The organism is Bradyrhizobium sp. Ses1 (assembly GCF_059512365.1).
Genome location: NZ_JCAMOQ010000016.1, coordinates 40,173 through 66,547 on the forward strand (window position 1 = coordinate 40,173; position 26,375 = coordinate 66,547).

At 64.3% G+C, this 26,375-nt stretch carries 20 protein-coding genes; 6 read left to right on the forward strand and 14 right to left on the reverse strand.

What is annotated here, in order from left to right; translation table 11 throughout:
* Positions 1-103 precede the first annotated feature (103 nt).
* Both putA and AC5ZG5_RS19800 read left to right on the forward strand, forming a co-directional pair.
* Complete coding sequence (gene putA, locus AC5ZG5_RS19795) at positions 104-3,112, forward strand: bifunctional proline dehydrogenase/L-glutamate gamma-semialdehyde dehydrogenase PutA (protein ID WP_456643643.1); 3,009 nt, start codon at positions 104-106, stop codon at positions 3,110-3,112.
* A gap of 362 nt (positions 3,113-3,474) precedes the next feature.
* Positions 3,475-4,680: a CaiB/BaiF CoA transferase family protein gene (locus AC5ZG5_RS19800; protein ID WP_456643644.1), complete on the forward strand. Its 1,206-nt coding sequence runs from the start codon at positions 3,475-3,477 to the stop codon at positions 4,678-4,680.
* Positions 4,681-4,917: 237 nt separating this feature from the next.
* Here AC5ZG5_RS19800 and AC5ZG5_RS19805 read toward each other — a convergent pair whose 3' ends face one another.
* Positions 4,918-5,514 carry a TetR/AcrR family transcriptional regulator gene (locus tag AC5ZG5_RS19805; protein WP_245474497.1) on the reverse strand — a complete coding sequence of 199 codons (597 nt, stop codon included), beginning with the start codon at positions 5,512-5,514 and terminating at the stop codon, positions 4,918-4,920.
* 115 nt (positions 5,515-5,629) lie between these two features.
* Here AC5ZG5_RS19805 and AC5ZG5_RS19810 point away from each other — a divergent pair, with 115 nt between their 5' ends.
* Positions 5,630-6,274, forward strand: coding sequence for a glutathione S-transferase family protein (locus AC5ZG5_RS19810; protein WP_456643645.1), 645 nt, complete (start codon positions 5,630-5,632; stop codon positions 6,272-6,274).
* A gap of 181 nt (positions 6,275-6,455) precedes the next feature.
* On the opposite strand, the gene AC5ZG5_RS19815 is transcribed toward AC5ZG5_RS19810, so the two are convergent.
* The 8 genes from AC5ZG5_RS19815 to AC5ZG5_RS19850 all read right to left on the reverse strand — a co-directional run bounded on the left by AC5ZG5_RS19815 (position 6,456) and on the right by AC5ZG5_RS19850 (position 15,530).
* Positions 6,456-6,617, reverse strand: a complete 162-nt coding sequence (locus AC5ZG5_RS19815; protein ID WP_165435030.1) for a hypothetical protein — start codon at positions 6,615-6,617, stop codon at positions 6,456-6,458.
* Positions 6,618-6,649: 32 nt separating this feature from the next.
* Positions 6,650-8,215, reverse strand: a complete 1,566-nt coding sequence (locus AC5ZG5_RS19820; protein WP_456643646.1) for a hypothetical protein — start codon at positions 8,213-8,215, stop codon at positions 6,650-6,652.
* Positions 8,216-8,376: 161 nt separating this feature from the next.
* Positions 8,377-9,402, reverse strand: coding sequence for a hypothetical protein (locus AC5ZG5_RS19825; protein WP_456643647.1), 1,026 nt, complete (start codon positions 9,400-9,402; stop codon positions 8,377-8,379).
* Positions 9,403-9,728: 326 nt separating this feature from the next.
* Positions 9,729-10,226 (reverse strand): TPM domain-containing protein, encoded by a 498-nt coding sequence (locus AC5ZG5_RS19830; protein WP_456643648.1) that lies wholly within the window; start codon positions 10,224-10,226, stop codon positions 9,729-9,731.
* A gap of 1 nt (position 10,227) precedes the next feature.
* Positions 10,228-11,124 carry a TPM domain-containing protein gene (locus tag AC5ZG5_RS19835; RefSeq protein WP_456643649.1) on the reverse strand — a complete coding sequence of 299 codons (897 nt, stop codon included), beginning with the start codon at positions 11,122-11,124 and terminating at the stop codon, positions 10,228-10,230.
* A 20-nt stretch (positions 11,125-11,144) separates the two neighbouring features.
* Positions 11,145-11,753, reverse strand: coding sequence for a LemA family protein (locus AC5ZG5_RS19840; protein ID WP_028161731.1), 609 nt, complete (start codon positions 11,751-11,753; stop codon positions 11,145-11,147).
* A 217-nt stretch (positions 11,754-11,970) separates the two neighbouring features.
* On the reverse strand, positions 11,971-14,295 hold the full coding sequence (locus AC5ZG5_RS19845; protein WP_456643650.1) for a xanthine dehydrogenase family protein molybdopterin-binding subunit: 2,325 nt from the start codon (positions 14,293-14,295) through the stop codon (positions 11,971-11,973).
* Positions 14,296-14,441: 146 nt separating this feature from the next.
* The gene (locus tag AC5ZG5_RS19850) at positions 14,442-15,530 is read right to left on the reverse strand and encodes a S1C family serine protease (RefSeq protein ID WP_456643723.1); all 1,089 of its coding nucleotides are present in this window, start codon (positions 15,528-15,530) and stop codon (positions 14,442-14,444) included.
* A 268-nt stretch (positions 15,531-15,798) separates the two neighbouring features.
* On the opposite strand from AC5ZG5_RS19850, the gene ftsH reads away from it, so the two are divergent.
* The gene (gene ftsH / locus AC5ZG5_RS19855) at positions 15,799-17,640 is read left to right on the forward strand and encodes an ATP-dependent zinc metalloprotease FtsH (RefSeq protein WP_456671149.1); all 1,842 of its coding nucleotides are present in this window, start codon (positions 15,799-15,801) and stop codon (positions 17,638-17,640) included.
* A 267-nt stretch (positions 17,641-17,907) separates the two neighbouring features.
* Here the strand turns inward: ftsH and AC5ZG5_RS19860 are convergent, their stop codons facing one another.
* The 5 genes from AC5ZG5_RS19860 to AC5ZG5_RS19880 all read right to left on the reverse strand — a co-directional run bounded on the left by AC5ZG5_RS19860 (position 17,908) and on the right by AC5ZG5_RS19880 (position 23,624).
* On the reverse strand, positions 17,908-18,165 hold the full coding sequence (locus AC5ZG5_RS19860; RefSeq protein WP_245287150.1) for a hypothetical protein: 258 nt from the start codon (positions 18,163-18,165) through the stop codon (positions 17,908-17,910).
* Positions 18,166-18,452: 287 nt separating this feature from the next.
* Positions 18,453-19,331, reverse strand: a complete 879-nt coding sequence (locus tag AC5ZG5_RS19865; protein WP_456643652.1) for a dihydrodipicolinate synthase family protein — start codon at positions 19,329-19,331, stop codon at positions 18,453-18,455.
* Positions 19,324-20,280, reverse strand: a complete 957-nt coding sequence (locus AC5ZG5_RS19870) for an NAD-dependent epimerase/dehydratase family protein (RefSeq protein WP_456643653.1) — start codon at positions 20,278-20,280, stop codon at positions 19,324-19,326. Before AC5ZG5_RS19870 ends, AC5ZG5_RS19865 begins: the two co-directional genes overlap by 8 nt.
* Before the next feature lie 18 nt (positions 20,281-20,298).
* Entirely contained in the window at positions 20,299-21,942 is a 1,644-nt protein-coding gene (pgm, locus tag AC5ZG5_RS19875; RefSeq protein ID WP_456643654.1) for a phosphoglucomutase (alpha-D-glucose-1,6-bisphosphate-dependent), read from the reverse strand.
* An 89-nt stretch (positions 21,943-22,031) separates the two neighbouring features.
* Positions 22,032-23,624: an EAL domain-containing protein gene (locus AC5ZG5_RS19880; RefSeq protein ID WP_456643655.1), complete on the reverse strand. Its 1,593-nt coding sequence runs from the start codon at positions 23,622-23,624 to the stop codon at positions 22,032-22,034.
* 232 nt (positions 23,625-23,856) lie between these two features.
* On the opposite strand from AC5ZG5_RS19880, the gene AC5ZG5_RS19885 reads away from it, so the two are divergent.
* Positions 23,857-24,870, forward strand: coding sequence for a glycoside hydrolase family 16 protein (locus tag AC5ZG5_RS19885; RefSeq protein WP_456643656.1), 1,014 nt, complete (start codon positions 23,857-23,859; stop codon positions 24,868-24,870).
* On the forward strand, positions 24,860-26,338 hold the full coding sequence (locus AC5ZG5_RS19890) for a GH1 family beta-glucosidase (RefSeq protein WP_456643657.1): 1,479 nt from the start codon (positions 24,860-24,862) through the stop codon (positions 26,336-26,338). Before AC5ZG5_RS19885 ends, AC5ZG5_RS19890 begins: the two co-directional genes overlap by 11 nt.
* Positions 26,339-26,375: the final 37 nt, after the last annotated feature.

Genomic DNA, 26,375 nt, shown 5'->3' on the forward strand with positions numbered 1-26,375 from the left:
ATAATAGTCGTATTGGCTGATTTTCTAAGGCATATGGACGAATATGTCTATCGAAATACGGCTCGGATGGAAGTAGGGTCTTCGTGGGTCTGAGGAAAACGCCATGCCAGTCGAATACGGTTCTCTTCCACCTTTCAGCGCGACCTATGCGCCGGACGATGTCGCGATCGCGGCGCGGCTGCTGCCCTATGCGCGGCTCGGCGCGGAGCAGGAAGCGCGGATCGACGCCACCGCGACGCGGCTGATCGAGGCGATCCGCACCAATGACGATCCGCTGGGCGGCATCGAGGACATGCTGCGCGAATTTGCGCTCTCGACGAAGGAGGGCCTGGCGCTGATGGTGCTGGCGGAAGCCCTGCTGCGCGTGCCGGATGCACGGACCGCCGACCTGTTCATCGAGGACAAGCTGGGCCAAGGCGATTTCGTCAATCACGAGACTAAATCGAGCGCGTTCCTGGTCAACGCCTCGGCCTGGGCGCTCGGCATGTCTGCGCGCGTGATCCAGCCCGGGGAAACGCCGCAGGGCACGATCGGGCGACTGACCAAACGGCTTGGCGCGCCGGCGGTGCGTGCCGCCACGCGGCAGGCGATGCGGCTGATGGGCAGCCACTTCGTTCTCGGCGAGACCATCGAGGCGGCGCTGTCGAGGGCGCATTCGCAGTCGGCTGAGAAACCGCGCTATTCCTTCGACATGCTCGGCGAAGGCGCGCGCACCGCCGAGGACGCCGAGCGCTATTTCAATTCCTATGCGCGTGCAATCGAGGCGATCGGGCGCGCGGCGGATAGCCGTCCCCTGCCTGACCGGCCCGGCATTTCCGTCAAGCTCTCCGCGCTGCATCCGCGTTTCGAGGCGGTGAGCCACGGCCGCGTGATGGGTGAGCTGGTGCCGCGGCTGGTCGAACTCGCGCGGCAGGCCAAGGCGTTCAACCTGAACTTCACCGTCGACGCCGAAGAAGCCGACCGGCTGGAATTGTCGCTCGACGTGATCGCCGCGGCCTTTGCTGACGATGCGCTTGCCTGCTGGGACGGCTTCGGCCTCGCCATCCAGGCCTATCAGAAGCGCGCCAGCGAGGTGATCGACTATGCCAGTCAGCTTGCGCAACGCCTGAACCGCCGGATGATGGTGCGGCTGGTCAAGGGAGCCTATTGGGACACCGAGATCAAGCGCGCGCAGGAGCGCGGGCTCGCCGATTATCCGGTGTTCAGCCGCAAGGCGATGACGGATCTGAACTACGTCGCCTGCGCAAGGAAGCTGTTGGCGTTGCGGCCGCGGCTGTTTCCGCAATTCGCGACCCACAATGCGCTCACCGTCGCGACCATTCTGGAGCTGGCCGGCGACGGCAGCAGCTTCGAATTCCAGCGCCTGCATGGCATGGGCGAGGCGCTCTATGCGCAGCTTGCCAAGGATCGCCCCGATATCGCCTATCGCACCTACGCGCCGGTCGGCAGCCATCGCGACCTGCTCGCCTATCTGGTGCGACGGCTGCTCGAGAACGGCGCCAATTCGTCGTTCGTCGCGCTCGCGGCCGATGAAGCGGTGCCCGTGAAGACATTGCTGCGCCGGCCGGCCGACATCATCGGCACGGCAGAGCATGCGCGCCATCCGAACATCCCGCTGCCGCAGGATCTCTATCGGCCGGAGCGGCAGAATTCGCGCGGGATCGAGTTCGGCGAACGCGCTGCGCTGCGTGGCCTGCTGACGGCGGTCGACGCCGAAACAGCGCCGACGGCTGCCAGCAGCGAGGTCACGCCCGAACAAGCGAATGCCGCAGTCGCCGCGGCGCGCGGCGGTTTTGCCCGCTGGAGCCGGACGCCGGCCGAGACGCGCGCTCAAATCCTCGAACGCGCCGCGGAGCTGTTGCAGCAACGTGCCGCGCATTTCATCGCGCTGCTGCAGCGCGAAGGCGGCAAGACGCTGGATGACGCGCTCTCCGAGGTGCGGGAGGCTACCGATTTCTGCCGCTACTACGCCGCACAGGGCCGCAAGCTGTTCGGCGACGGCGAGGCGATGCCGGGACCGACCGGCGAGAGCAACATGCTCGTCTTGCGCGGCCGCGGCGTCTTCGTCGCGATCTCGCCGTGGAATTTTCCATTGGCGATCTTCCTCGGCCAGGTGACATCCGCGCTGATGGCAGGCAATTCGGTGGTGGCAAAGCCGGCCGAGCAGACGCCGTTGATCGCAACTGAGGCAGTCGCGCTATTGCACGAGGCGGGCGTGCCTGCTTCCGCCCTGCAGCTCGTGCAAGGCGACGGCCGGATCGGCGCGGCCCTGGTGGCGCATCCTGACATCGCAGGCGTCGTCTTCACCGGCTCGACCGAAGTCGCGCGATCGATCAACCGCACGCTGGCCGCCAAGGACGGCCCGATCGTGCCGCTGATCGCCGAGACCGGCGGCATCAATGCGATGATCGTCGATGCCACGGCGCTCCCCGAGCAGGTCGCCGACGATGTCGTGACCTCGGCGTTCCGCTCCGCCGGACAGCGTTGCTCGGCGCTGCGGCTGCTGTTCGTCCAGGACGACGTCGCCGACCGCACGATCGAGATGATCGCGGGCGCGGCGCGCGAATTGAAACTTGGCGATCCCACCGAACCCTCAACCCATGTCGGACCGGTGATCGATGCGGAGGCAAAACAGCGGCTCGATGCGCACATCGCGCGGATGAAGCGGGAGGCGCGCGTGCATTTCGCCGGCACTGCACCGGAGGGCAACTTCGTCGCGCCGCATATCTTCGAACTGGCGAGCGCTAGCCAGCTCACCGAAGAGGTGTTCGGCCCGATCCTGCACGTGGTGCGCTATCGCGCGGAAAATCTTGATGACGTGCTGCGTGCGATCGAAGCGACGGGCTACGGGCTGACGCTCGGCGTCCACTCGCGCATCGACGACGCCGTCGAGGATATCGTCGAGCGCCTTTCGGTCGGTAACATCTACGTCAATCGCAACATGATTGGCGCTGTCGTCGGCGTGCAGCCGTTCGGCGGCTGCGGTCTCTCCGGCACCGGGCCCAAGGCCGGCGGGCCGCATTATCTGGCGCGGTTTGCGACCGAGCAGACCGTGACGATCAATACGGCGGCAGCCGGCGGCAATGCGGCGCTGCTGGCGGGCGGGGAGTAAGCCAACGCCGCAATGACGGGCTAGCACCGCTGTCCGCCCCTCATGGTGAGGAGCGCGCAGCGCGTCTCGAACCATGAGGCCCCGCCGGGGCCCTCGCCCTTCGAGACGAGCGCTCCGCGCTTTCGGGGATAGATTGGAATGCGCGGCTCTCTCCACGTCGTTGCGAGCGAAGCGAAGCAATCCATCTCTCCATGCTCGCGGAGGCATGGATTGCTTCGTCGCTCCGTTCCTCGCAATGACGGCCGAAACAGCCGTTGCATCCCCCACCCCAGATAGGTCAAATGTCGCTTCCTCGGGATCATTGGCAGCGGTAATTCCGCCTCACGAACAACAGCAACGAACGTCACGGGAGCGACGGCACGATGGAAAAAGGCATCTTTGAAGGCTTGAAGGTTCTGGACTGCGCGAGCTTCATTGCGGCGCCGGCGGCCGCGACCGTGCTGTCCGACTTCGGCGCCGATGTGATCAAGATCGAGCCGCCCGGGGCCGGCGATCCCTACCGCAACCTGCCGAACCTGCCCGGCTATCCCCATACCGAGCACAATTTCGCCTGGCTGCTGGAAGCGCGCAACAAGAAGAGCCTGGCGCTCGACCTCACCAAGCCGGAGGCGCAGGCGGTGCTGTACAAGCTCGTCACTGAAGCCGACGTCTTCATCACCAACATGCCGCCGCAGGTGCGGGCCAAGCTCGGCATCACCCACGATCATCTCGCCCATCTCAACGACCGCCTGATCTACGCCTCCTTCACCGGCTATGGCGAAAAGGGCGAGGAAGCCAACAAGCCGGGCTTCGACAGCAACGCCTATTGGGCGCGCTCCGGCCTGATGGACCTGGTGCGCGCAGATGAGGACACCACGCCAGCGCGCTCAGTCGCCGGCATGGGCGACCACCCCTGCGCGATGGCGTTCTACGGCGCGATCGTCACCGCGCTGTTCAAGCGCGAACGCACCGGCAAGGGCTCGCACGTCTCGACCAATCTGATGGCGAACGGCGTCTGGGCCAACAGCGTGCTGGCGCAGGCAAAGCTTTGCGGCGCGAAATTCTCCAAGCGCAAGCCGCGCGAAGAGGCGCTGAACGCGGTGACCAACCACTACAAGTGCAAGGACGGCCGCTGGATCATCCTGTCGCTGCTCAACGAGGAACGGCAATGGCCGACGCTGGCGCGCTGCCTGGGCCGCGAGGACCTCGTCGCCGACGAACGCTTCGCCACCAAGGCCGGCCGCCATGCCCGCTCGGTGGAACTGATCAAGATCCTCGACGAAATCTTCGCAACCAAGGACCTCGCCGAGTGGCGCAAGATCCTCGACGGCAGTGGTCTCGTGTTCGGCGTGGTCGGCATCCTCGACGATATCCCAACCGACAAGCAGATGATCGAGAACGAAGTATTGGTGCGGTTCGAGAACGACACCATGCTGACCGTCAACAGCCCGATCTTCATCGACGGCGAGAAAAAGGTGCAGCCGCGCAAGCCCCCGGAAGTCGGCGAGCACTCGGATGAGATCCTGCGCCAGGCGGGCTATGACGAGGCTGATATCAGCAAGCTGCGTGCCGCGGGCGCGGTGGCGTGAATTAGCCTCCGAACCTACCACGTCGTCATGCCCGGGCTCGTCCCGGGCATCCACGCCCTTGCTCCTCAGGGAGAGAAGAACGTGGATGGCCGGGTCAAGCCCGGCCATGACGGAGAGAGTGATACGCGAAGCATTCCGTCATTGCGAGCGAAGCGAAGCAATCCATAGCTCCGCAGTGGCAAGCATGGATTGCTCCCTCGCTATCGCTCCTCGCAATGACGCGACATTGACGCGGCCCTACTCCTTCCCGATCAGTCCCTCGACCAACTCGAGCAGCGCCGCCCTGGTCTCCTGCCGGAAGTTGCGGCGCGGGATGGCGAGTTGCTGCAGCAGGATTCCGATCAGCGCGGCAACGAACAGCTCGGCATGCGCGCGTGGGCTCATCGAGCCGGCTGCGCGCAGCGCGAGCTCGGAGCTTTGCCGCCAGGTGTCGAACCATTCGGCCACGATGGGCCGGTAGCGCTCGCTGCGTGCGGCGGCCAGGAACACCTCATAGCAGGCAATGTGAATGTCCGCTTGCGTCTTCAGTTCCTGCCCGTACCAGCCGACGAGTTCTTCGATCCAGGCTTCGGCATCGAACGCCTTGCTTTGCAAGCTGAGCGCCAAGGCCTGCAGCCGGCCGACCTCGCGCGTCAATGCAAAGCGCAGCGCTGCGTCGACCAAAATATCGCGCGTGGCAAAATGATGCGTTACGGCGCCGAGCGACATGCCGGCTTCGGCCGCGACCGCGCGATGGGTCACGCGATCGATGCCGGAACGGCCGATGATACGCAGGGTCGCCTCCATCAGCGGACGCTCGCGCGCGCTTATCTCCTGGTCGGCCTCTCTCGCCAATGTGACTCCTGTTGCATTGCTGCCCTGCACCGCCTACAGAACAAATGTTCTGTTTTTCGAATTGTACGTATCGTAGCCTGTGCTGGCAAGTCGGACCAACGAACAGGAGCGCCCTATGCCTGCCTACCGGCTACACTACTTCCCGGAGTCCGGGAACAGCTACAAGCTCGCGCTGATGCTGACATTGTGCGGCGAGACGTTCGAGGGCGTGTGGACCGATTTCGGCGGCGGCGTGACGCGGACTGCGGAATGGCGCGCCAACGTCAACCCGATGGGCGAGATCCCGGTGCTGGAGGAGGACGGCATGCGCCTGACCCAGACCGCGCCGATCCTGTTGAAGCTCGCCGAGCAATATGGCCGGTTTGGCGCCGGCAATGCGCAGGAACAGTTCGAGCTGCTGCGTTGGCTGTTCTGGGACAATCACAAGCTCACCGGCTACATGGCGACCTACCGCTTCCAGCGCACCTTCATGCCGTCGCCGAATCCGGATGTGCTGAAGTTTCTGCGCGGGCGGATCGACGATTATCTCGGCATCCTCGAGCGGCATCTGCAGGACAAAGCCTTCGTGCTCGGCGAGCGGCCGACGGTGACCGATTTCTCGATGATGGCCTATCTGCATTATCCGAGCGACGAGACCGGCTATGAGTTCGCCAAGAGCCATCCGGCCATTCATGCGTGGCTAGGCCGCATCGCGGCGCTTCCGGGTTGGAAGTCGGCTTACGATCTGTTGCCGGGAAAACGGCTGAAGCATTACGCCTGAGGTCCCTTCTCCCCTTGTGGGAGAAGGTGGCGCGCATGCAATGCGCGTCGGATGAGGGGTTCTCTCCGCGGGCGACGGTACTTGTGGAGAGAACCCCTCACCCGAGCGAGTTCGTTGCTGGCGACTGAGCTGCCCTCTCCCACAAGGGGCGAGGGCACAGCAACCGGCGACGGCATAGCCGTCAGCGGCTGAGCCACGCCCAGACGATGCCGGCGGCAATCGCGGCGATGATGATGGTGACGGCGATAGCCCAGGTGCTGACGCGGACGGCGCCGATCATCTGCCGCTCGGCCTCGTTCTCGGCGATCTCGCGGTTGCGCTCTTTGTCGTCGGATGCGCTCATGGGCGGCCTCCGAGTGTCAACATAGCATGGCTTTACGGGCTCTTGATGAAGCACATGCCGATGCGCGAGGTCTTGCCGGCGGCCTGGCAGGCGAGCCCCTCGGCGCAGGTCCAGCTCTGAAAACTCGGGTCGTTGTCGGCGGGCTTCGCGCTTTGCTGATAGCAATGGGCGCCCCAGCCGTCTTCATATTCGGTGCCGGCAAGCTCGGTGCTGCCGCGTAGCTGCGGGCGGTTGGAGAAGCCACGGGAGAAGTCCGGCTGCGCGCCGCGGGCAAATGCAGAAAGGATGTCGCGGCGGCGGATTTGGTCGCCGAAGAAATGCGGCGAGGCCGGCACCACCGTCGTGTTCGACGGCTTGGCCGCCATCCAGTCGACACCGGGGAAATGGAAGCCGCCGATGCCGCGGGTCTGGTGGCATCCGGCGCAGGTGATATCGTTGAGCCGGCGTTCGAAGCCCGCGACCGAGCCGATGTTCTGCAACCTGGTGCCGTCTTGCGCCGCCTTCTTCAGCGCACCGACAACATCATTGTCATCAAATGCAGCCGAGCTGCTTTCAGCCCGCATCATCCCATATTCGGGCAGCAGTTCCGAAAGGTCGAAGCCAACAGGTGTCGGCGCGATCGCAGCCCTGGCGAGGAATTTCTCCGGGATCAGGATCGTGCCGCGGTCGAGCTCGGCGAAATGCCTGGGATCGAGCAGCCAGCTCTTGAATTCCTGCGTCAGGTTTTCATCGGCGAGGATGCGGTCGCGATCGATCTGGTTCTCCAGCGGCGCTTCCTCGAAGCGGCCAGTGTCGCTGACATAGTTGAACACTTTCAAGAGATAGTCGGTGCGGAAATCGCGGGTTGGCGATTTCGGCGCATGGGCGATCTGCAGATTGGTCTCGATCTGCTTGATATTCTCATACCCAATCAAGTCGAGAGGACCATCCTTGCCGGCGAGCTTTTCAAGTCCGCCCTGCTCCGCCGACGAAACGTCGCTAATGGCAAGCCAGCGGCGCGCAATCTCGCGGCAAGTGATCGCAGCACCGTTTCGATCGCGCGCGCCTTCGCCCTTCGCTCTCAAGACCAGATTGAGCGTCATCGGCAGGCGCTGCGAGACCGCGTTGTCGCCGATCACAGGCGCATCCACGCGTGTCAATCGATAGATCAGGCGGATTTCGCCGCAGCTTTCGGGTGAGACATAGGCGCGGTCCATGCGGTTGACGATGCCGGCCAGCACGAAGCGCGTCGTGGCTGAGTAAAGCTGCGCGCGATCGAACAGCTGGAACGCGAAGCCGTCGCCGACCCCAATGGTTTCGTTCGGAAGATCTTGCTTGTGCTTTGCGATGTAGCGATCGAACTCGCGGTCGAGCGCGGCGCGGATCGGCGCCATCGACGGCAGCGCGAACAGTTCGGCGTTGTCGAGTGGAAGATCGACAGGTCGCTGCGGCGACAGCATGTGGGCGAGACCGAACCTGCCGTGATCGAGATCACGGAGCACTGATGGGTCGGTGATTGCGGTGCCGCGTTCCAGCGCCTCGTCCTGCGCGGCGCGCGCCGCCAAGGCGCCGCACAACAGGGCGAGCAGGATCGTGAGGAAACGCAGCGCACGGCTCATGCCCCACTAACACCGCGCTGAGGGGCGTATTCAAGTCAAAACCCGGCTCACATCGCGGTGAGGACGTAGCCCGGGTGGAGCGATAGCGTAACCCGGGACCACTCGTTGATGCAGGCGTCCCGGGTTGCGCTGCGTTCCACCCGGGCTACGAGAGCTGCAAACTAGCGCGCGACGATCAGGCCCTTGCTGGTGACGACCACCCAGCGGCCGTCCTGTCGGCGGATCGCGTCGACGCGGCCGAGGCCGGGGATGGGATCGCCGGCATAGACCTCGTAGAGGCCGCGGCGGCCTTCGATCAGTGCACCGCCATTGCTGACATCGCGCAGCACCCAACCGTCCACGGTCGGCAGCCGGCCGACTTCGGGCTTCGGAGCCGCGGCAGCCGCCGTCGTCGCCGGCGGCGTCACACTCCCGGTCACGTCCTTGGCCGCAGCGGGCTGCGCCGCGGCAACCGCGGCCGGCGCGGCTGAAGCTGCCTTCAGCTTCTCGACGGTCTCGCTGAGCTTGGCGAGCTTCGCGGCCGGCTCTCCTTGCGCCTTCTCGAGCTTGTCGAGGCGATCATTGGTCTTGCTGAACTGGCTCGTTCCGGTCTTGGAGGCGTGCTCGAGCCCGGCTTTCAGTGCGGTGACATCGGCATCGATGCGCGCGAGCGAGGCTTCGAGCGCGGTGTCCTTCGGCGGCACTACCACTGCTGCCGTCGCGGGCTTGGTGTAATAGCCGAGGCCTGCGGTGGCGAGCGCGCCGCCGATGGCGCCTGCCGCGGTCGCGAGTGCGACGACTGCCGCCATTGCGGCGAAACGGCGCTTGCCCGACGATGCCGGCTGCTCGTCATTGACGGGCTTGGCGGCCACGCCTTCGTCGTCCCAGATGCGTTCGCCCGGCGACATGATCATGAGCTTGCCGGGGGTGCGCGGTGCTTCTGCTGCGGCCGGCTCGATCCGGGTCGGCTCGACCTTGGGCGCTTCTGCCTTGACGGCTTCGAACTTGGAAGCGTCGGACTTGGGCGCTTCAAAGTTGGGCGCCTCGAACTTGGGAGCGTCCGCTTTCGGCGCCGTCTCTTCCTGGTTGGCTGCGATTTCCGAAGACGCGGACGCCGACACCGGCTCACTTGCGGCGGACGGAGCGGCCGGCGCGGCGCCGCTGGCGCCGGCTTCAGCTTGGATCGGGGCGCGCTCTTGCTCACTCACGTTCAAAGTCTCCAGACTAGGTTGACAATTTGGTAACTTTTATTGCTTGCGAAATCGTTACTGGCTGGAGGTCTTACCGAAATTTAAGGAACTTTCCGGGCCATCACGACGTGCATCACTGACTGTGAAGCAGATGACGTCAATTTTGAGGAAGTCCGGATGAACCGGACATGACTGGAACTGTGGCGGTATCGAGACGCCGATTGTCGCTGCACTGTCATTCCGGGATGCGCCCCCTTTGGGCGCAGGCCCGGAATCCATCAGGCCGCATACACCTGTGGCGAAATGGATTCCGGGTTCGCTTCGCGCCCCGGAATGACCGCCACTTACATCACCACCGGCGCATCCGGCAGTTCGTTGGGGCCGCGGCCCTGCGGCGGGAAATGCCTGGCGAGTTCGCGCGAGACAGCCTCGATGCCCTTGATCACGCCGTGCTCGAAACGGCCGGCACGGAAATCTTCTTCCATTATGCGACAAATCGCCTCCCAGCCGTCCGCACCCACCTTGGCGTGGATGCCGCGGTCCGCGACGATCTCGACGTCGCGGTCGGCGAGCAGGAGGTAGATCAACACGCCGTTATTGTGTGCGGTGTCCCAGATGCGCAAATGCGCGAACACATCGAGTGCGCGCTCGCGCGCCAACTGATTGCGCAACAACGGCACGCCGTCGAGCGCACCTTCAACGACGAAACGGATCTGGCCGGAATGGGTGGCTTCGCCCGCCTTGATCGCCTGTTCGATTGCGTCGAGCGCGCGCGGCGGAAACAGACGCCGCGTCCGCCAGCGGTGTTCGACGAGGTGCCTGCTGATGCGCCGGATGTCCATGCTACCAGCTCCCCGATGCACCGCCGCCGCCAAAGCTGCCGCCCCTGCCGCTGAAGCCGCCGTCCCCATTGTCGCGGGAGCCGCGGCCGCCGCCGGGCCAGGAGCCGCCATAGCCGCCGCCCGGCCAGCCGCCGCGCTGATAACCGCCCGGACCGCCCCAACCCCAGCTACCGGCCAACAAGGTGACGACCACAGCGATGATGGCAAGCAGCACCGCGGCGGCAACTGAGCCTGCAAGCATCCAGGCGAAAAAGCCGACGATGCCGCCGGTGGCGGCGGCGCCGAGCAGCCGCCCGAGCATCGTGCGCAGAAACGAGCCCAGCACGAAGATTCCGACGATGACGAAGGGATTGAACGGATCGATCTGGTCGAAGACGTCGTGCTCCTGCCAATGTTCGGGCTCCGGCGCGGGCAACTGTTCGCCGTCGATAAGGCGGATCATCCGGTTGATGCCGGCTGCGATGCCGCCCGCAAAGTCGCCGGTCTTGAATTTCGGCGTGATGACCTCGTCGATGATGCGCCGCGTGGTGGCATCCGTGAGCACGCCTTCAAGGCCATAGCCGACCTCGATGCGCAGATGGCGATCGTTCTTGGCGATGACGAGCAATGCGCCGTCGTCGATTTTCCTGCGGCCGATCTTCCAGGCTTCCGCCACGCGGATCGAGAACTGCTCGATGGTCTCTTCGCCCGTGGTCGGCACGATCAGCACCGCGATCTGGCTGCCCTTGCGTTTCTCGAGATCCTCGAGCGTCTGCGTCAGCGAGGCGATGTCGCCCGATGACAGCGTGCCAGTCGTGTCGACGACGCGGCCGGTAAGCGGCGGCACCGCGATTTCGGCGAAGGCTGGAAAAATCCAGCCCACCAGCAGCGCAAGCAGGATGGCGCGTGCAGCGTTCATCGGAAGCGGATCGCGTTGAATTATTTCGCTGGCGCCGGCGACGGGTTGAAATCGACCTTCGGCGCCACCGAAATCTCTCTCTCGTTTTCGACCGTAAAGTTCGGCCTCTCCTTGTAGCCGAACAGCATCGCGGTGAGGTTGGTCGGGAAGGTGCGGATGCCGACGTTATATTCCTGCACCGCCTTGATGTAGCGGTTGCGCGCCACCGTGATGCGGTTCTCGGTGCCTTCGAGCTGCGACACCAGATCGCGGAACAGCGCGTCCGACTTGAGCTGGGGATAGTTCTCGGTCACGACCAGAAGCCGTGACAGCGCGCCCGTGAGTTCACCCTGCGCCTGCGTGAACTTCTGGAACGCGGCGGGATCGTTCAGCACTTCCGGCGTGGCCTGGATGCTGCCGACCTTGGCACGCGCATTGGTGACGCCGAGCAGCACGTCCTTCTCCTGCTGCGCAAAACCTTTCACAGTATTGACGAGATTGGGCACGAGATCGGCGCGGCGCTGATACTGGTTGACCACTTCCGACCAGCTCGACTTGACCTGCTCGTCATTGGACTGGATCGCGTTGTAGCCGCAATTGGTCAGGCTCAATGTCGCCAGCGCCGCCAGCACGCTCCAAAATTTCCGCATCGCAATTCTCCCCGGTCTGCGTTCGCGCCAGAGTAGCAGATCGGGGGCCGTAAACTGCAGTTTTTTCGTCGGGGTTTCGTCATTACGGGGCGCGACGAAGTCGCGAGCTATGATGTGCAATTGCACATCAGAGAATCCGTTTCACCGCTAGTGCGGCATGATGGATTCCGGGTTCGCGCTGCGCACGCCCTGGAATGACAAGCGGACGGAGCGGAGCTTAAGACGTCGCCTTCGCGTCCCGGATCGCTTGCCAGATCTTTGCCGGCGTCAGCGGAGTGTTGAGCTTCGTGATGCCAAGCTCGCTCAGCGCGTCCATCACGCCGTTGGTGATGCAGGGCGGGCCGCCGATCGCGCCGGATTCGCCGCAGCCCTTGGCGCCGAGTGGATTGGTCTTGCACGGCGCGGACGGATCGAGCGTGACCACGATCGGCGGCACATCGGCTGCGCGCGGCACGCAATAATCCTGATAGGTCGCGGTCAGGAGCTGGCCTTCCTCGCTATAGGCGACGCCCTCATAGAGCGCCTGCCCGATGCCTTGCGCGACGCCGCCATGAATCTGGCCTGTGACCAGCATCGGATTGACGGCGATGCCGACGTCGTCGACCGTGGTGTAGCGCACCACACGCGTGACGCCGGTTTCCGGATCGATCTCGACCTCACAGATATGCGTGCCGTTCGGCCAGCTCGGGCCGTCAACCTCGCCCTGGCTGTCGACGGAGAGCCGCGCGCTGTCTTCCTTCTTGGCGATTTCGAACAGGCTGACGCGCTTGTCGGTGCCGACCACGGTGAGGAAACCGTCGCGGTATTCGATATCCTCGACCGAGGCTTCGAGCGCGTTGGACGCCTTCTCACGCGCCTTGTTGATCATGTCGTTGGTCGAGACAGCCACGGCCGTGCCGCCGACGAACAGCGAGCGCGAGCCGACGCTGCCGAAACCGGTGGCCAGATCCGTGTCGCCCTGCACGACGTCGATCTTGTCCAGGGGAATGCCGAGCGTATCCGAGATCATCTGGGTATAGGTGGTCTGCAGGCCCTGCCCCATCGCCATGGTGCCGGAATGCAGGATGATGCGCCCCTCCGCGGTCGCATGCAGGCTGACCTTTTCGGTGTGCGCGCGGCCGCCGGTCCATTCGATGTAGCTGGTCAAGCCGCGGCCGTAGAGCAGGCCCTTCTTCTTGGCGGCCTTCTTGCGCGCGGTAAAGCCGTTCCAATCGGCGAGATCGGAGGCGCGCTCCAGCATGTGAGCGAAGGCGCCGGAGTCATAGACCTGGCCGACCGCATTGGTGTAGGGCAGTTGCGCCGGCTTGATGTAGTTGACTTTGCGGATGGTGCGCGGGTCCATGCCGATCTGGCGCGCCGCGGCGTCGAACAGACGCTCAACGATGAACACCGCTTCCGGCCGGCCCGCGCCGCGATAGGCGCCGACCGGCGCGGTGTGGGTCATCACCGACTTCACCTCGAAATGCACCAGCGGCAGATCGTAGACGCCGGTCTGCACGAACGGCCCGAGCACCAGCGGAATGATGTTGCCCGCGCCGGTGGAATAGGCGCCGGTGCCGCCGATCGAGCGCACGCGATAGGCAAGCACGCGGCCCTTGGCATCGAGCGCGAACTCGCCGGTCGAGGTGAGGTCGCGGCCATGGGTGCCGCCGACGAAATCGTCGGTGCGGTCGCCGCGCCAGCGGATCTTCTTGTTCAGCTTGGTGGCGGCATAGGCGACGATGCCGTCTTCCGGATAGAGATTGGTCTTCTGCCCAAAGCCGCCGCCGATATCGCCGACGAGCACGCGAACGCTTTCCTTCGGCCGCTTCAGGATCGCTTCCGCCAGCACGTCGCGGGTCGAGCCCGGAGTTTGCGATTGGACATGCAGGATCAGGCGGCCGGTCTTCTTCTCGATCTCGGCAATGGTCGAGCGCGGCTCCATCGCCGATGGCACCAGGCGCTGGCTGACGAGATCGAGCGAGACGACATGATCTGCCTTCGCGAAGGCTTCCTCGACCTTGGCGGCATCGCCATAGCTCATGGCGGCGACGATATTATCGGGCGCATCCGGCCACACCAGAGGCGCACCAGGCTTGATCGCCTCGACCGGATCGACCACCGAGGGCAGCACATCGTAATCGACCACGATCGCTTCGGACGCGGTCTGCGCCAGCACGCGCGAACTGGCGACCACGACCGCAACCGGCTCACCGGCAAAGCGCACCACTTCATGCGCGAGCAGGCGACGCGGCGGCACCGTCATCGGCGAGCCGTCCGGCCGCTTGAAGATCGCAAGCGTCGGAATGGTGCCGATGTCATCGGCCACGAGATCGGCGCCGGTATAGACCGCCACGACATCCGGCATTTCGGCGGCCGCCTTGGCATCGATCGAAACGATCCTGGCATGGGCATGCGGCGAGCGCAGCACATGCAGCCACAACGCGCCCTCTTCCGGCCTGTCGTCGATGAACTGTCCCTTCCCGGTGAGCAGCCGCTGGTCCTCCAAACGCTTGACCGGCTGGCCCGCACCGAAACGCAAATTACCGGGAAGAATGTTCATCAGTCCGTCCTTCAAGTCTTCTTAAGATGGTGGGCGTTTTACCGGATTTTTGCCGCGACACAACCGACGGCGGACGAGAGCAGACGCGCCATCCCGCCGGCGCATGAGAAGCATGGATGCCCCCTCGCAGACCAATGACAGGAATTTTATTGCGTGCGGCCGATGTCGACGATGTCGACATTGATATCGCGCGTCTCCGAGCCGCGCTTCAGGCTGAGCCGGACCGGCTTCCCGGCACCGATCTGCTCGAATTGATCGGTCAGGTCGGAGAGGCGGTGGACCGGCTTGCCGTCGGCCGCCGTGATGACGTCGCCCAAATTGCCGGAAGAAAGATCGACGCCGCGAATTCCGGCACGCTCTGCCGGAGAACCGGGCGCGGTGCGCACAACGATCACACCTTCGGTGCCCAGCCGGGTGGCAACGGCCTCGCTTGCGGCGACAATGCCTATGCCCGGCGTGGGCACACGGCCATTGCCGATCAGTTCGGGCACGACGCGGTTGACGATATCAACTGGGACGGCAAAGCCGATGCCGGCGTTCGATCCCGACGGCGACAGGATCGCCGTCGTCACGCCGATCAGCCGCCCGGCGGAATCGAGCAGCGGCCCGCCCGAATTGCCAGGATTGATCGCGGTATCGGTCTGGATCACGTTGGCGATCTCGCGCCCGGTGGAGGTCGGAAGCCGGCGCTTGAGCGCGCTGATGATGCCGCTGGTCAGGGATTGATCGAGGCCGAACGGATTGCCGATCGCAAACGCAAATTGCCCGACCTTAAGCTCGGCCGAACTGCCGAGCGCAACCGGCGGCGGCAGCGTGCGCGCGCCCCTGATCCGCAGCACCGCTAGATCATAATTCGGCGCGGTGCCGACAAGCTCGGCGCGCGCCACCTCGCCCGAGGCAAAGCGGATCGCGAGCGCGCTCGCCTCCTGCACGACGTGGTTATTGGTGACGACATGACCGTCATTGTCCCAGACAAATCCGGTTCCGGATGATCCGCCGCCTTCAGCCTCCTCACTGAGCGGATTGGCGGCGGACTGCGCCGCCACCTGCACGACCGAAGGCGAGACCCGCTCGAAGATCTCGATATTGGCGCGCTCGGCATCGGAGAGCGGTCCACGCTGCTCGACCGAGCCGGCGGCCGAACTCGTCCACGGCGCATTGCGAATATTGCTGAGGGTCAAAGCCGCCAGGATGGCCGCGACCACAGCGAGAACAACAACATAGCGACGATTCATCGGCATCTGATCTCCCCGGCAACAAACGCGATAATTGTCCGGAGGTTTCTAGTGCTTGAAGTTACCACAACGTCGCATTAGCGCGTCTTCACCCTTCCCGACCTAGCGCCATTTGTCGCGCTGAGGGTTGAAACCCGGCCGCCGAGCGCTAGTTGTTCCATTATGTTAGAGTGTCGGCCGCCCGCTCGGGCACGTCCAGGCCCCACATCCAAGGCTATCGGGACCGACGCTTGGAGCGGCCCATATCGGTGTTGATCGGAGGGCGGTCATGAACAACAACAAGATGCGTTTCAATATCGGATACGCAATTGCGGCGATATTCGGTATCCTGCTTGTTCAGTACGTCTATATCAGCGCCAGCAAGATCGCTGCCATCCCCTACAGCGAATATCAGCAATTGCTGCGCGAGGGCAAAATCGAGAGCGTCGGCATCTCCGACCGCACACTTCAGGGCACCTTGAAGGAGCCGCTACCCGGCGGACAGAAGCAGTTCATCACCACGCGGGTCGATCCGGAGGTCGCGCAAGAGCTCGAGAAACATAACGTCCGCTTCACCGGACAGATCGAGAGCACGTTCCTGCGCGATCTGCTCTCGTGGATCATGCCGGTGCTGTTGTTCTTCGGCCTGTGGTGGTTCATCGCCAAGCGTGCCGCGCAAGGCGGAGGCTTCGGCGGCGGCCTGATGGCGATCGGCAAGAGCAAGGCGAAAATCTATGTCGAGGCCGATACCGGCGTGAATTTCGGCGATGTCGCCGGCGTCGACGAAGCCAAGGACGAACTGCGCGAGGTGGTCGACTTCCTGAAGAATCCGACCGAGTACGGCCGGCTCGGCGGGCGCATGCCCAAGGGCGTGCTGCTGGTCGGCCCGCCCGGCACCGGCAAGACGCTGCTCGCCAAGGCGGTCGCCGGCGAGGCCAAGGTGCCGTTCTTCTCGATCTCCGGCTCCGAATTCGTTGAGATGTTCGTCGGCGTCGGTGCGGCGCGCGTGCGCGACCTGTTCCAGCAGGCGCACCAGAAGGCGCCCGCGATCATCTTCATCGACGAGCTCGATGCGCTCGGCCGCGCCCGCGGCATCGGCCCGTTCGCCGGCGGCCATGACGAAAAGGAGCAGACGCTGAACCAGCTCCTGGTCGAGCTCGACGGTTTTGACTCGCGCTCCGGCCTCGTGATCCTCGCCGCCACCAACCGGCCGGAAATCCTCGACCCGGCGCTGCTCCGCGCCGGCCGCTTCGACCGCCAGGTGCTGGTCGACCGCCCCGACAAGAAGGGACGCATCGACATCCTCAAGGTCCACATCAAGAAGGTGAAACTTGCCCCCGGCGTCGACCCCGAGGCGGTCGCAGCGCTGACGCCGGGATTCACCGGCGCCGATCTCGCCAACCTCGTCAACGAGGCCGCGCTGCTGGCGACGCGCCGCGGCGGCGATGCCGTCACCATGAGCGACTTCACCAATGCGATCGAGCGCATGGTGGCCGGGCTCGAAAAGCGCAACCGGCTGCTCAATGCGAAGGAGCGCGAGATCGTCGCCTATCACGAGATGGGCCATGCGCTGGTGGCGCTGTCGCTGCCGGGTGTCGATCCCGTGCACAAGGTCTCGATCATTCCGCGCGGCGTCGGTGCGCTCGGCTATACCATTCAACGTCCGATCGAGGATCGTTTCCTGATGACGAAGGAGGAACTGGAGAACAAGATGGCGGTGCTGCTCGGCGGCCGCGTCGCCGAGCTGATCGTGTTCGACCATCTTTCCACCGGCGCGGCCGACGATTTGCGCCGGGTGACCGATATCGCCCGCAGCATGGTCACACGCTACGGCATGTCGGAAAAGCTCGGCAGCATCGCCTATGACCGCGAGCCCGGCAATTTCCTGGCCGGCGCCGACCGGCCCTACCCCATGCCGGAACGCGACTATGCGGAAGAGACTGCGGCCGTGGTCGACCACGAGGTGCGCGACATCGTCGAGCGCGTGTTCCAGCGTACGCAGGGCATCCTGAGCGCGCGGCGCGCCGTCCTCGACCGCGCCGCGAAGAAGCTTTTGGAAAAGGAGACGCTGGAGCAGCGCGATTTAGAAGCGTTGATCCGGGAGGCACCTGAGGGACTTCGCGCGGTGTGAGCCGCGGATCCCCTTCCCTTCTGCCCTTGTGGGAGAAGGTGGCGCGCATGCAATGCGCGACGGATGAGGGATTATCTCCGCGGAGAGAACCCCTCACCCGAACGAGTCCGCGGCCGGCGCCGAGGAGCCCTCTCCCACAAGGGGAGAGGGCGCGGTAAATGGCATCGCGATGACGTAGGATTTGTAGGTGGGCAAAGCCGAGCGCGCCCACCATCACGAGCCGAGCAAGAATGGTGGGCACGCTTCGCTTTTCCTACCCTACGGTGCCTACCTGCGAACCGTCGAGGTACCGAAGGGCACGTTACCCGACTGCAGCCGACCGGGCAGAGGCGCGGCGTTCGTCGTGTTGCTCCAGGTGGGAACTGCGGTTGTCGAGCCTACCGACGGCCAATTGTATGATCCCACTGATGGCCCGACGACCGATCCGTAGCCAGCAGTTCCGGCCGTCGGCGCTGCCGTCTGCGCCAGCGCCGCCGTGCTCGAGAGAGCCAGTGCAGTTGCGAGCATGATTGCTGCGAGTTTCATGACTGGTTCCTTTCCAGTTGTGTCTCACACCTAATATGGGGAGCTAATTGATCGCTTAAAGCGAACGTTTGCGTCACGCTCTTTCAATCCAGCGCGATCCAGAGTGCCCTCACGGCATCTCCACTCGTCATTGTGAGCGCAGCGAAGCAATCCGTCTCACCGCCCGCGGAGACGTGGATTGCCTCGCAAAGACGGGAGAAGCTGAAGGGTGGGCAAAGCGCAGCGTGCCCACCATCACGGGCGGAGTGTAAATGGTGGGCACGCTGCGCTTTGCCCACCCTACAGGACTACGAGTCCAGCTCCTGCAGCGCAGCTTCCACCACTTTGCGCTGCTGATCCGTCAGCGGTGCTTGGGGCGGGATGGGATCGCCGATATCGTAGCCCTGGATCGAGAGGCCGGCCTTGATGCAGGCGGCGAGGTTGAAACGGGCAAAGGCCTCGTTGATGCGCCAGAGCTTTCGTTGCAGCGCCATCGCTTCGTCCCAGCGGCCGCGGCGGCAGAGATTGTAGAGCTCGACGCTCTGCCGCGGGATGATGCAGGCGGGGCCCGCCATCCAGCCGAGGCCACCAATCAGCATCACGGCCGCGGGAATATGGGCGGAGGCCGAGAACACTTTGATGTTGTCGCCGCAGCGGTTCATGATCGACAACAGCCGGCCGGTGTTGGTCGAGGCGTCCTTTATGTAGCCGATGCGCGGATGGGCGGCGAGGCGCTCGATGACGTCGAGCGTGAGGTCCGAGCGCTGGAATTGCGGATTGGTGTAGATCACGACGGGAATGTCGACCGCGTCGGCAAGGGCGCGGAAGTACGACTCGACCTGCGCGTCCGGCAGCGGAAAATAGGCTTCGAGAATCGCGAGAATGCCGCTGGCGCCGCGCTTCTGGTAGGACTTGGCCTGCGCCACTGCATCCGCCGTCGAGGTCGAGGCCACGCCGGCCACGACCGGCACGCGTCCGTCAGCGGCCTCGATCGTCGTCTGCACCACCTGCGCGCGTTGCGCATTGTTGAGATAGGCGAATTCGCCGGTCGAGCCGAGCGGCGTCAGTCCATGCACGCCCGCTTTGATCAGATCATCGCACAGCCGGCCCAGCACCTCGCTGCGGATATGGCCGGCGGGATCGAGCGGCGAGACCAGATAGGGAAAGACGCCGTGGAAATCAGCCATGCTGCAACCTCGTGGACGGCGAGACATAGTCGGGATCGTGCGCGAAGGGAAGCGGCGCGCCGCGGCGCAGCGCGTCGAGGACCTCGGCGAAACCGATTCGAACTCGGAAGCCGAGCAGACGTTCGGCCTTGGCGGGATCGTAGATGCGGCCGATGCTGCGCGGCAAGCGCCAATTCCGCTTGGCGTAGAGCGCGGCCGCATCAGGGAAATGGCGCGCGATCACGCTTGCTGCATCCGATTTCAGCGCTTCGACCTCGGTAGACGCAAAAGGCGGCGGCGCACTAACGATGAAGATCTCGAAGCCCTTGGCCCCATCGAGCGCTGCCAGATGCGCGTCCGCAGCGTCCTCGACGGTGAGGCGGCGGTGCAAGAATTCGTTCGCCTTGAGATTCTCGCCGGAAAATCCGCGCTCGGTGTCGTCCTCCTCCGGAAAGAAGCGGCTGGTGCGCAGCACGGCGCAGTTCAGCCCGTGCTCGCGGCTATAGATGCGGCATAGCCCCTCGGCGGCGAGCTTGGTCACGCCGTAGATGTTGCGCGGCTCGAGCGGGCCCGCAGTCTCGTCGAGCCAGACCGCGGCGTGCCCCTCGCCTTCCCTGATCGCCTGCGAGATCATCAACGATGTCGTCGAGGTGAAGATGAAGCGGTCATGACGCGCGGCGACCGCCGCTTGCAGCAAATTCAGCGTGCCCGACACGTTGACGTCAACAAAGGCTTGCGGAGAAAAGCGGGCGATATCGGGCTTGTGCAGCGCGCCCGCATGGATCACGGCCCCGATGGCGTGATCGGCGAACACCCGCTCGACGACCGCCCGGTCGGCAACCGAGCCGATCACATCGGTCGCTTCGCCCGCGACGATATCGAGGCCGATGACGTGATGGCCGGCTTGCCGCAGTCTCGGCACAAGGAAGCGCCCCAGCCAGCCGGAGGAACCGGTGAGCAGAATACGCATGGCGATGACGGCAGACCCCTATCCGAAAACTTTCGCGATTGCCGCCTGCGCGTCGCCCTGGATCCGCTTCAGGTGATCCTCCCCGCGGAAGCTCTCGGCGTAGATCTTGTAGACGTCCTCGGTACCCGAGGGCCGCGCCGCGAACCACCCGGACTCGGTCTCGACCTTGATGCCGCCGAACGACTGATCGTTGCCCGGCGCTTTGGTCCTGACCGCGCGCACCGGCTCGCCCGCAAGCTCCTTCATGTTGAGCTGCTCGGGACCCACGGCCTTGAGCGCGCTTTTCTGCTTCGGCGTCGCCGCAACGTCGATGCGCTCATAGAAGGGCACGCCGAGCTCGGCGGTAAGATCGGCGAAGAGCTGGCTCGGGTCGCGACCGGTTTTGGCGATCATTTCCGCCGCAAGCAAACCTAAGATGATGCCGTCCTTGTCAGTGGTCCAAACCGAGCCGTCGCGCTTCAGGAACGAGGCGCCGGCGCTCTCCTCGCCCGCGAAGCCGAACGCGCCGGTGCCAAGCCCCTCGACGAACCATTTGAAGCCGACCGGCGTCTCCACCAGCTTGCGGTTCAATTTCTTCGCCACACGATCGATGATCGAGGAGGAGACGATGGTCTTGCCGATCGCGGCGTTCGCGTTCCATTGCGGGCGGTGACCGAACAGATAGGCGATCGACACCGCAAGGAAGTGGTTGGGGTTCATCAAGCCGTTCGAGCGCGTCACGATGCCATGTCTATCAGCATCGGTGTCGTTGGCGAACGCGACATCGAACTTCTCGCGCATCTGGATCAGGCTCGCCATCGCGTAAGGCGAAGAGCAATCCATGCGGATCTTGCCGTCCCAGTCCGCGGTCATGAAGCGGAAGGTCGGATCGACCGCGTCGTTCACCACGCTCGCATCGATTCCATAACGCTCGATGATCGGCTGCCAGAAATGCACCGCCGCGCCGCCGAGCGGATCGATGCCGATCCTGACGCCGGCGGATTTGACCAGGGCGAGGTCGACCGTGTTGCCGAGATCGGCGACATATGGCGTCACGTAATCATAGAGATGCGTCGATGGCGCCTTTCGTGCGCGGTCGTAAGTCATCCGCGCGACGCCTTTCAGCCCGGCCTCCAGATAGCGGTTGGCGTTCTTCTCGACGATGCCGGTGACGTCGGTATCGGCGGGCCCGCCATGCGGCGGGTTGTATTTGTAGCCGCCGTCTTCCGGCGGATTGTGTGACGGCGTGATGACAACGCCATCGGCTAAGCCGGAGCTCTTGCCCTTGTTGTAAGTGAGGATCGCGTGCGAGATGACCGGCGTCGGCGTATAGCCGCCGTGCTCGTCGATCATGATCTCGACGCCGTTGGCGGCGAACACCTCGACCGCGCTCGCCAGCGCCGGTTCCGCCAGCGCGTGGGTGTCGATACCGATGAACAGCGGCCCGGTCAGCCCGGCCTCGCGGCGATAGTCGCAGATTGCCTGCGTGATCGCGAGGATATGATCCTCGTTGAAGGAATTCCGCAGCGAGGAACCGCGATGTCCCGAGGTTCCGAAGGAAACGCGTTGCGCGGCGTCAGCCGGATCGGGCTTCGATGCAAAATACGCCGTGACGAGCCGCGGGAGGTTTGCAAGCGAAGCGGGATCGACCGGCTTGCCTGCTGCAGGATTTGGTGCAGTCACGTGACCTCTCAGGACCAATGCTGTCTTCGAGACATCACTATAGGCGCGAGCCGGTTGCAGGCAAAGCGTTATGCGACGCGCGGCGGGCGCTAAGCGACGGAGGCTTGCCGAACGACCGCCTCGGCCTCTATCCGGGCCTCATATGCGACGAGGAATTCGTCGAACTTTGCATAGGGCAATGGCGGCGACACCAGGTAGCCCTGGCCGCACTCGACGCCGCAACGGAGCAGCGCCTGGCGCTGTTCGGCCGTCTCGATGCCCTCGGCGATCACGTTCATCCTGAGCTTCGACGCGAGCCGTACCAGCATCTCGACGATGGTCGCGGCCGAGCCATCCTGCACGATGGTATCGACGAAGAACTTGTCGATCTTCATGGTGTTGACCCCGAGCCGCTTGATCTGGGACAGGCCGCTGTGGCCGACTCCGACATCGTCCAGCGCGACCCTGAAACCATGCTCACGCAACGCTTCGACGACGGCGGCGGCCTTCTCGAGGTCCGGAAATGCTTCGCGCTCGGTCACCTCGATCACGATCTGGCGCGCCGAGACGCCGCTTTCCCTGACCTCGCGACGCAGCCGACTGACAAAGGCATCGCTGAGCAAATGGCGCGGGGTGATGTTGACCGACATCTTGAAATATTTGTCCGCCGCGAGCCGCGGGCGCATCTCCTTCAAGGCCAGTGCGAGGATCTGCCAGGTGATCGCCTCGATGCGGCCACTGGATTCGGCAAGCGGAATGAAATTCATCGGCGGCGTGACGCTGCCGTCCCGGTGCACCCAGCGCGCCAGCACCTCGCACCCCCCGATCGCGCCGGTGCGCAGATCGAAGGTCGGCTGGAAGTACGGCTTGAATTCGTGCCGCGCCAGGGCGCGGTCGATATCGGCAATCGGCCCTTCCAGGCGCGCCACCGCCCGCGTCAGCAACAGGCCGAAAGCGAGGCCGAGCACGGCGGCGAGCAGCATCGACGGCCAATAGCCGTCCCTGTTCCAGCGTCGCAGGGCGTCGGGCGCGACCCGGACCAGTGCACGCAGGGGATAGCGGTGCGATGCGCTGCTGAAGGTCACGGCGTCGGTCGCATCCAACACCTGCGAGGCGGCAAATCGCCCGATATCGGCGCCGTTGTCGAGCTGGGCGATCACCTCGCCGTGGTCGCGCAATTCCGTCGGCAGGATGTCGAACAGGATAGCGCTGACACCGAGGATGGCGACCAGTGACGTCCGCGCGTCGATGTCCTTCAACACGCCGAGCGCGACGCCATTGATCTGGTCGACCCGAAACAGCAGGAGGCTGTGATCGGCGGTCTGCAGCATGCGCGGCCGCGTGACCCATTCATTGTCGAACTCGAGCGTCTCCGAATAAGCGGAGCAGATCACCGATCCTTCCCGGTTGACGAGGCGGATGTCCTTGACCTGGGAACGCTGATAGACCTTGAGGCGGACGGCCTGGAGGGAAGCGGCATCGCAGGTCATCGGACCGCGCTGCATGACATCATTGAGCGTGGCAACGCTGAAATCCACCGCGACTTCGGAGCGTCGCAGCGCGATATTGGCCAATTCCTCAAGCTGCTTGGCTTGCTGCGTGTCGATCGCGGTGGTCGCGACAAAATGTCCGCCCGCCGCAAAGGCGGCCACGCTGGCCGCGACCAGCGCACTCCTGGCCAGATAGGGCCATCGCCGCATCATGAACGCACGCACACACCCCGGGACGATCGACACACTATACGAGTAGAAACCGCTAAGATTCGGTTGAAGCGACAGCTGCTTCGATCGTTGACATCCGGTTAACGGGAACCGCGGCCGCGATCACCGCTGCGTTACATTCCGGGACGATCCCGCGCGCGTGCGCTCACACGCGACTTGCCCGGCGGCGGCGCGAAAGGTTAACCTGGATTAACCTACCCATTGCAGGCCGGAAATGATCGGCGAATTGACCCCGAGAGTTCTACTCGCGATCGGTTATGTCGCCATGACGGTGCCCGCGCTCGCCCAGAATGATCTCCAATCGGCACCGGCAGCACTCACCTTGCAGGTGACCACCGATCCAACGACCACCGAGTGCCGCCGCGTTGAGGATCAGCCGCCGACCTCGCTGACCTTCCGGCCGCTGCATCGGACCTTCAGCGACGATTTCAACGAACATCCGCTGGAAGGCGGAAGATGGGTGCCGCATTATGCCGGCGGGGCGGCGTGGCCGGAGGCCCGCTATTGGGGCGGCGACGGCTCCGATTTCAAACGCAAGACCAGCGCCAATGGCGAGCAGCAGATCTATGTCGATCCCCGCTATGGCGGCCGAATGAACACCCCGCTGGGACTTGACCCGTTCAGGGTTCACAATGGCGTGCTGTCGATCGTCGCCAGCCGCACGCCGCCCGATCTGAAGCCGGCGCTATTCGACAATGAATACATCTCGGGCATCCTGACGACGCAGGGCAAGTTCTCGCAGAAATACGGCTATTTCGAAATTCGCGCGAAGATCCCACTGGGCCGCGGCGTGTGGCCGGCGTTCTGGATGCTCGCCGACGACGGCGGCTGGCCTCCGGAAATCGACGTCGTGGAAGGACGAGGCGAGCGGCCCGGCGACGTCGTGATGACGACGCATTGGCGGCTTCCTTCGACCCAGCGCATCCAGTCCTGCGGGTTTGATTTCACCGTGCCCGGCGCGGACTCCGACTTCCACAATTACGGTGTGCTGTGGGAAGAAGATCGGCTGATCTACTTCATCGACCGCAAGCCGGTGTCCGACATCAGGGTCCCCATCGGATACGACGATCCCATGTACATGATCGTCAATCTTGCGATGGGATCGAAATTCTTTCTCGGCGTCGGCTTCGTCGATGCCAGTTCGCCCAAGAGCATCGCATTCGAGATCGACCGGATCTCGGTCTATCAGATCGACGCCAACCCCACCGGAGTGACCGATGTTCGGTAGATTTTCGCGCCGGCATTTCGCCAAGCTTGCGGGCATGTCCGCGCTCGGCGTCGCGTCGGCGCCGGCCGCTGCCGCAGAGAGCAACGTGACTCGGGCCGCTGCCGCCAACCCGCACGCGCCCGGCCCGTTTCCCGCCGGCTTTGTCTGGGGCACCGCGACCTCGTCCTACCAGATCGAGGGCGCGGTCAACGAGGACGGCCGCGGCCGCTCGATCTGGGACACATTCAGCCACACGCCCGGCAAGATCGAGGACAACAGCAACGGCGACCGCGCCAACGAGCACTATCACCGCTACAAAGAGGACGTAGCCCTGATCAGGAATCTCGGCGTCAAGGCCTATCGCTTCTCGATCGCCTGGCCGCGGGTGTTTCCGGAAGGTGCAGGTGCGCCGAACCCGAAAGGGCTCGACTTCTACAACCGCCTGATCGACGAATTGCTCGCGAACGGCATCGAGCCCTATGCCACGCTCTACCATTGGGACCTGCCGCAAGCGCTGGAGGACCGCGTCGGTGGCTGGCAATCGAGCGAAACGTCAAAGGCGTTCGGCGGCTACGCCGCTTATGTAGCCGAGCGCATCACCGACCGGGTGAAGAACATCTTCACCGTCAACGAGGCCGGCCGCTTCGTCAACTTCGGCTATGGCTGGGGCATCGACGCGCCCGGGCTCAAACTGCCGACGGCGCAATTGAACCAGGTTCGCCATCACGTCGCGCTCGGCCATGGGCTTGCGGTGCAGGCGATCCGCGCCAAGGGACGCGCTGGCACCAGGGTCGGCGTCGCCGAGAATATAGCCGCCTGCGTACCCGCGATCGCGACACCGGAGAACATCCGCGCCGCCGAGATTGCCACGCGCGAATTGAACGCGGGCTTCCTCGGCGTCATCCTGGAGGGCAAATATACCGAGGGCTTCCTCGAATATGCCGGCGCCGATGCGCCCAAATTCACGCCCGAGGAATTGAAGATCATCGCTTCGCCGACCGATTTCGTCGGGCTCAATATCTACGCACCGCAGTTCTACATCACGGCCTCGGACCGCAAGCCGCATTTCAACGTGCTGCCGTTCCCGGCCTCGTTCCCGCACATGAATTCGGAATGGCTGCGGGTCGGCCCCGAGACGATCTATTGGGCGCCGAGGCTCGCGGCGAAGATCTGGAACATCAAGAACATCTATATCAGCGAGAACGGCACCTCATCCGAGGACAAGCTTACGGCCGAGGGCAAAGTCTACGATCTCGACCGCATCATGTATCTGCGCAACTATCTAACCCAGCTCCAGCGCGCGACATCGGAGGGCGTCCCGGTGCGCGGCTATTTCCTTTGGAGCCTGATGGACAATTTCGAGTGGATCTTCGGCTACGAGAAGCGCTTCGGTCTCTACCGGGTGGACTTCGAGACGCAAGCGCGGGTGCCGAAACTGAGCGCGGAATTCTATCGCGACGTGGTGGCAAAAAACGCGATCGGGGTCTAGAGGTGCAGAGACTCCGATCGCGTCGTCGCCTTGCGGC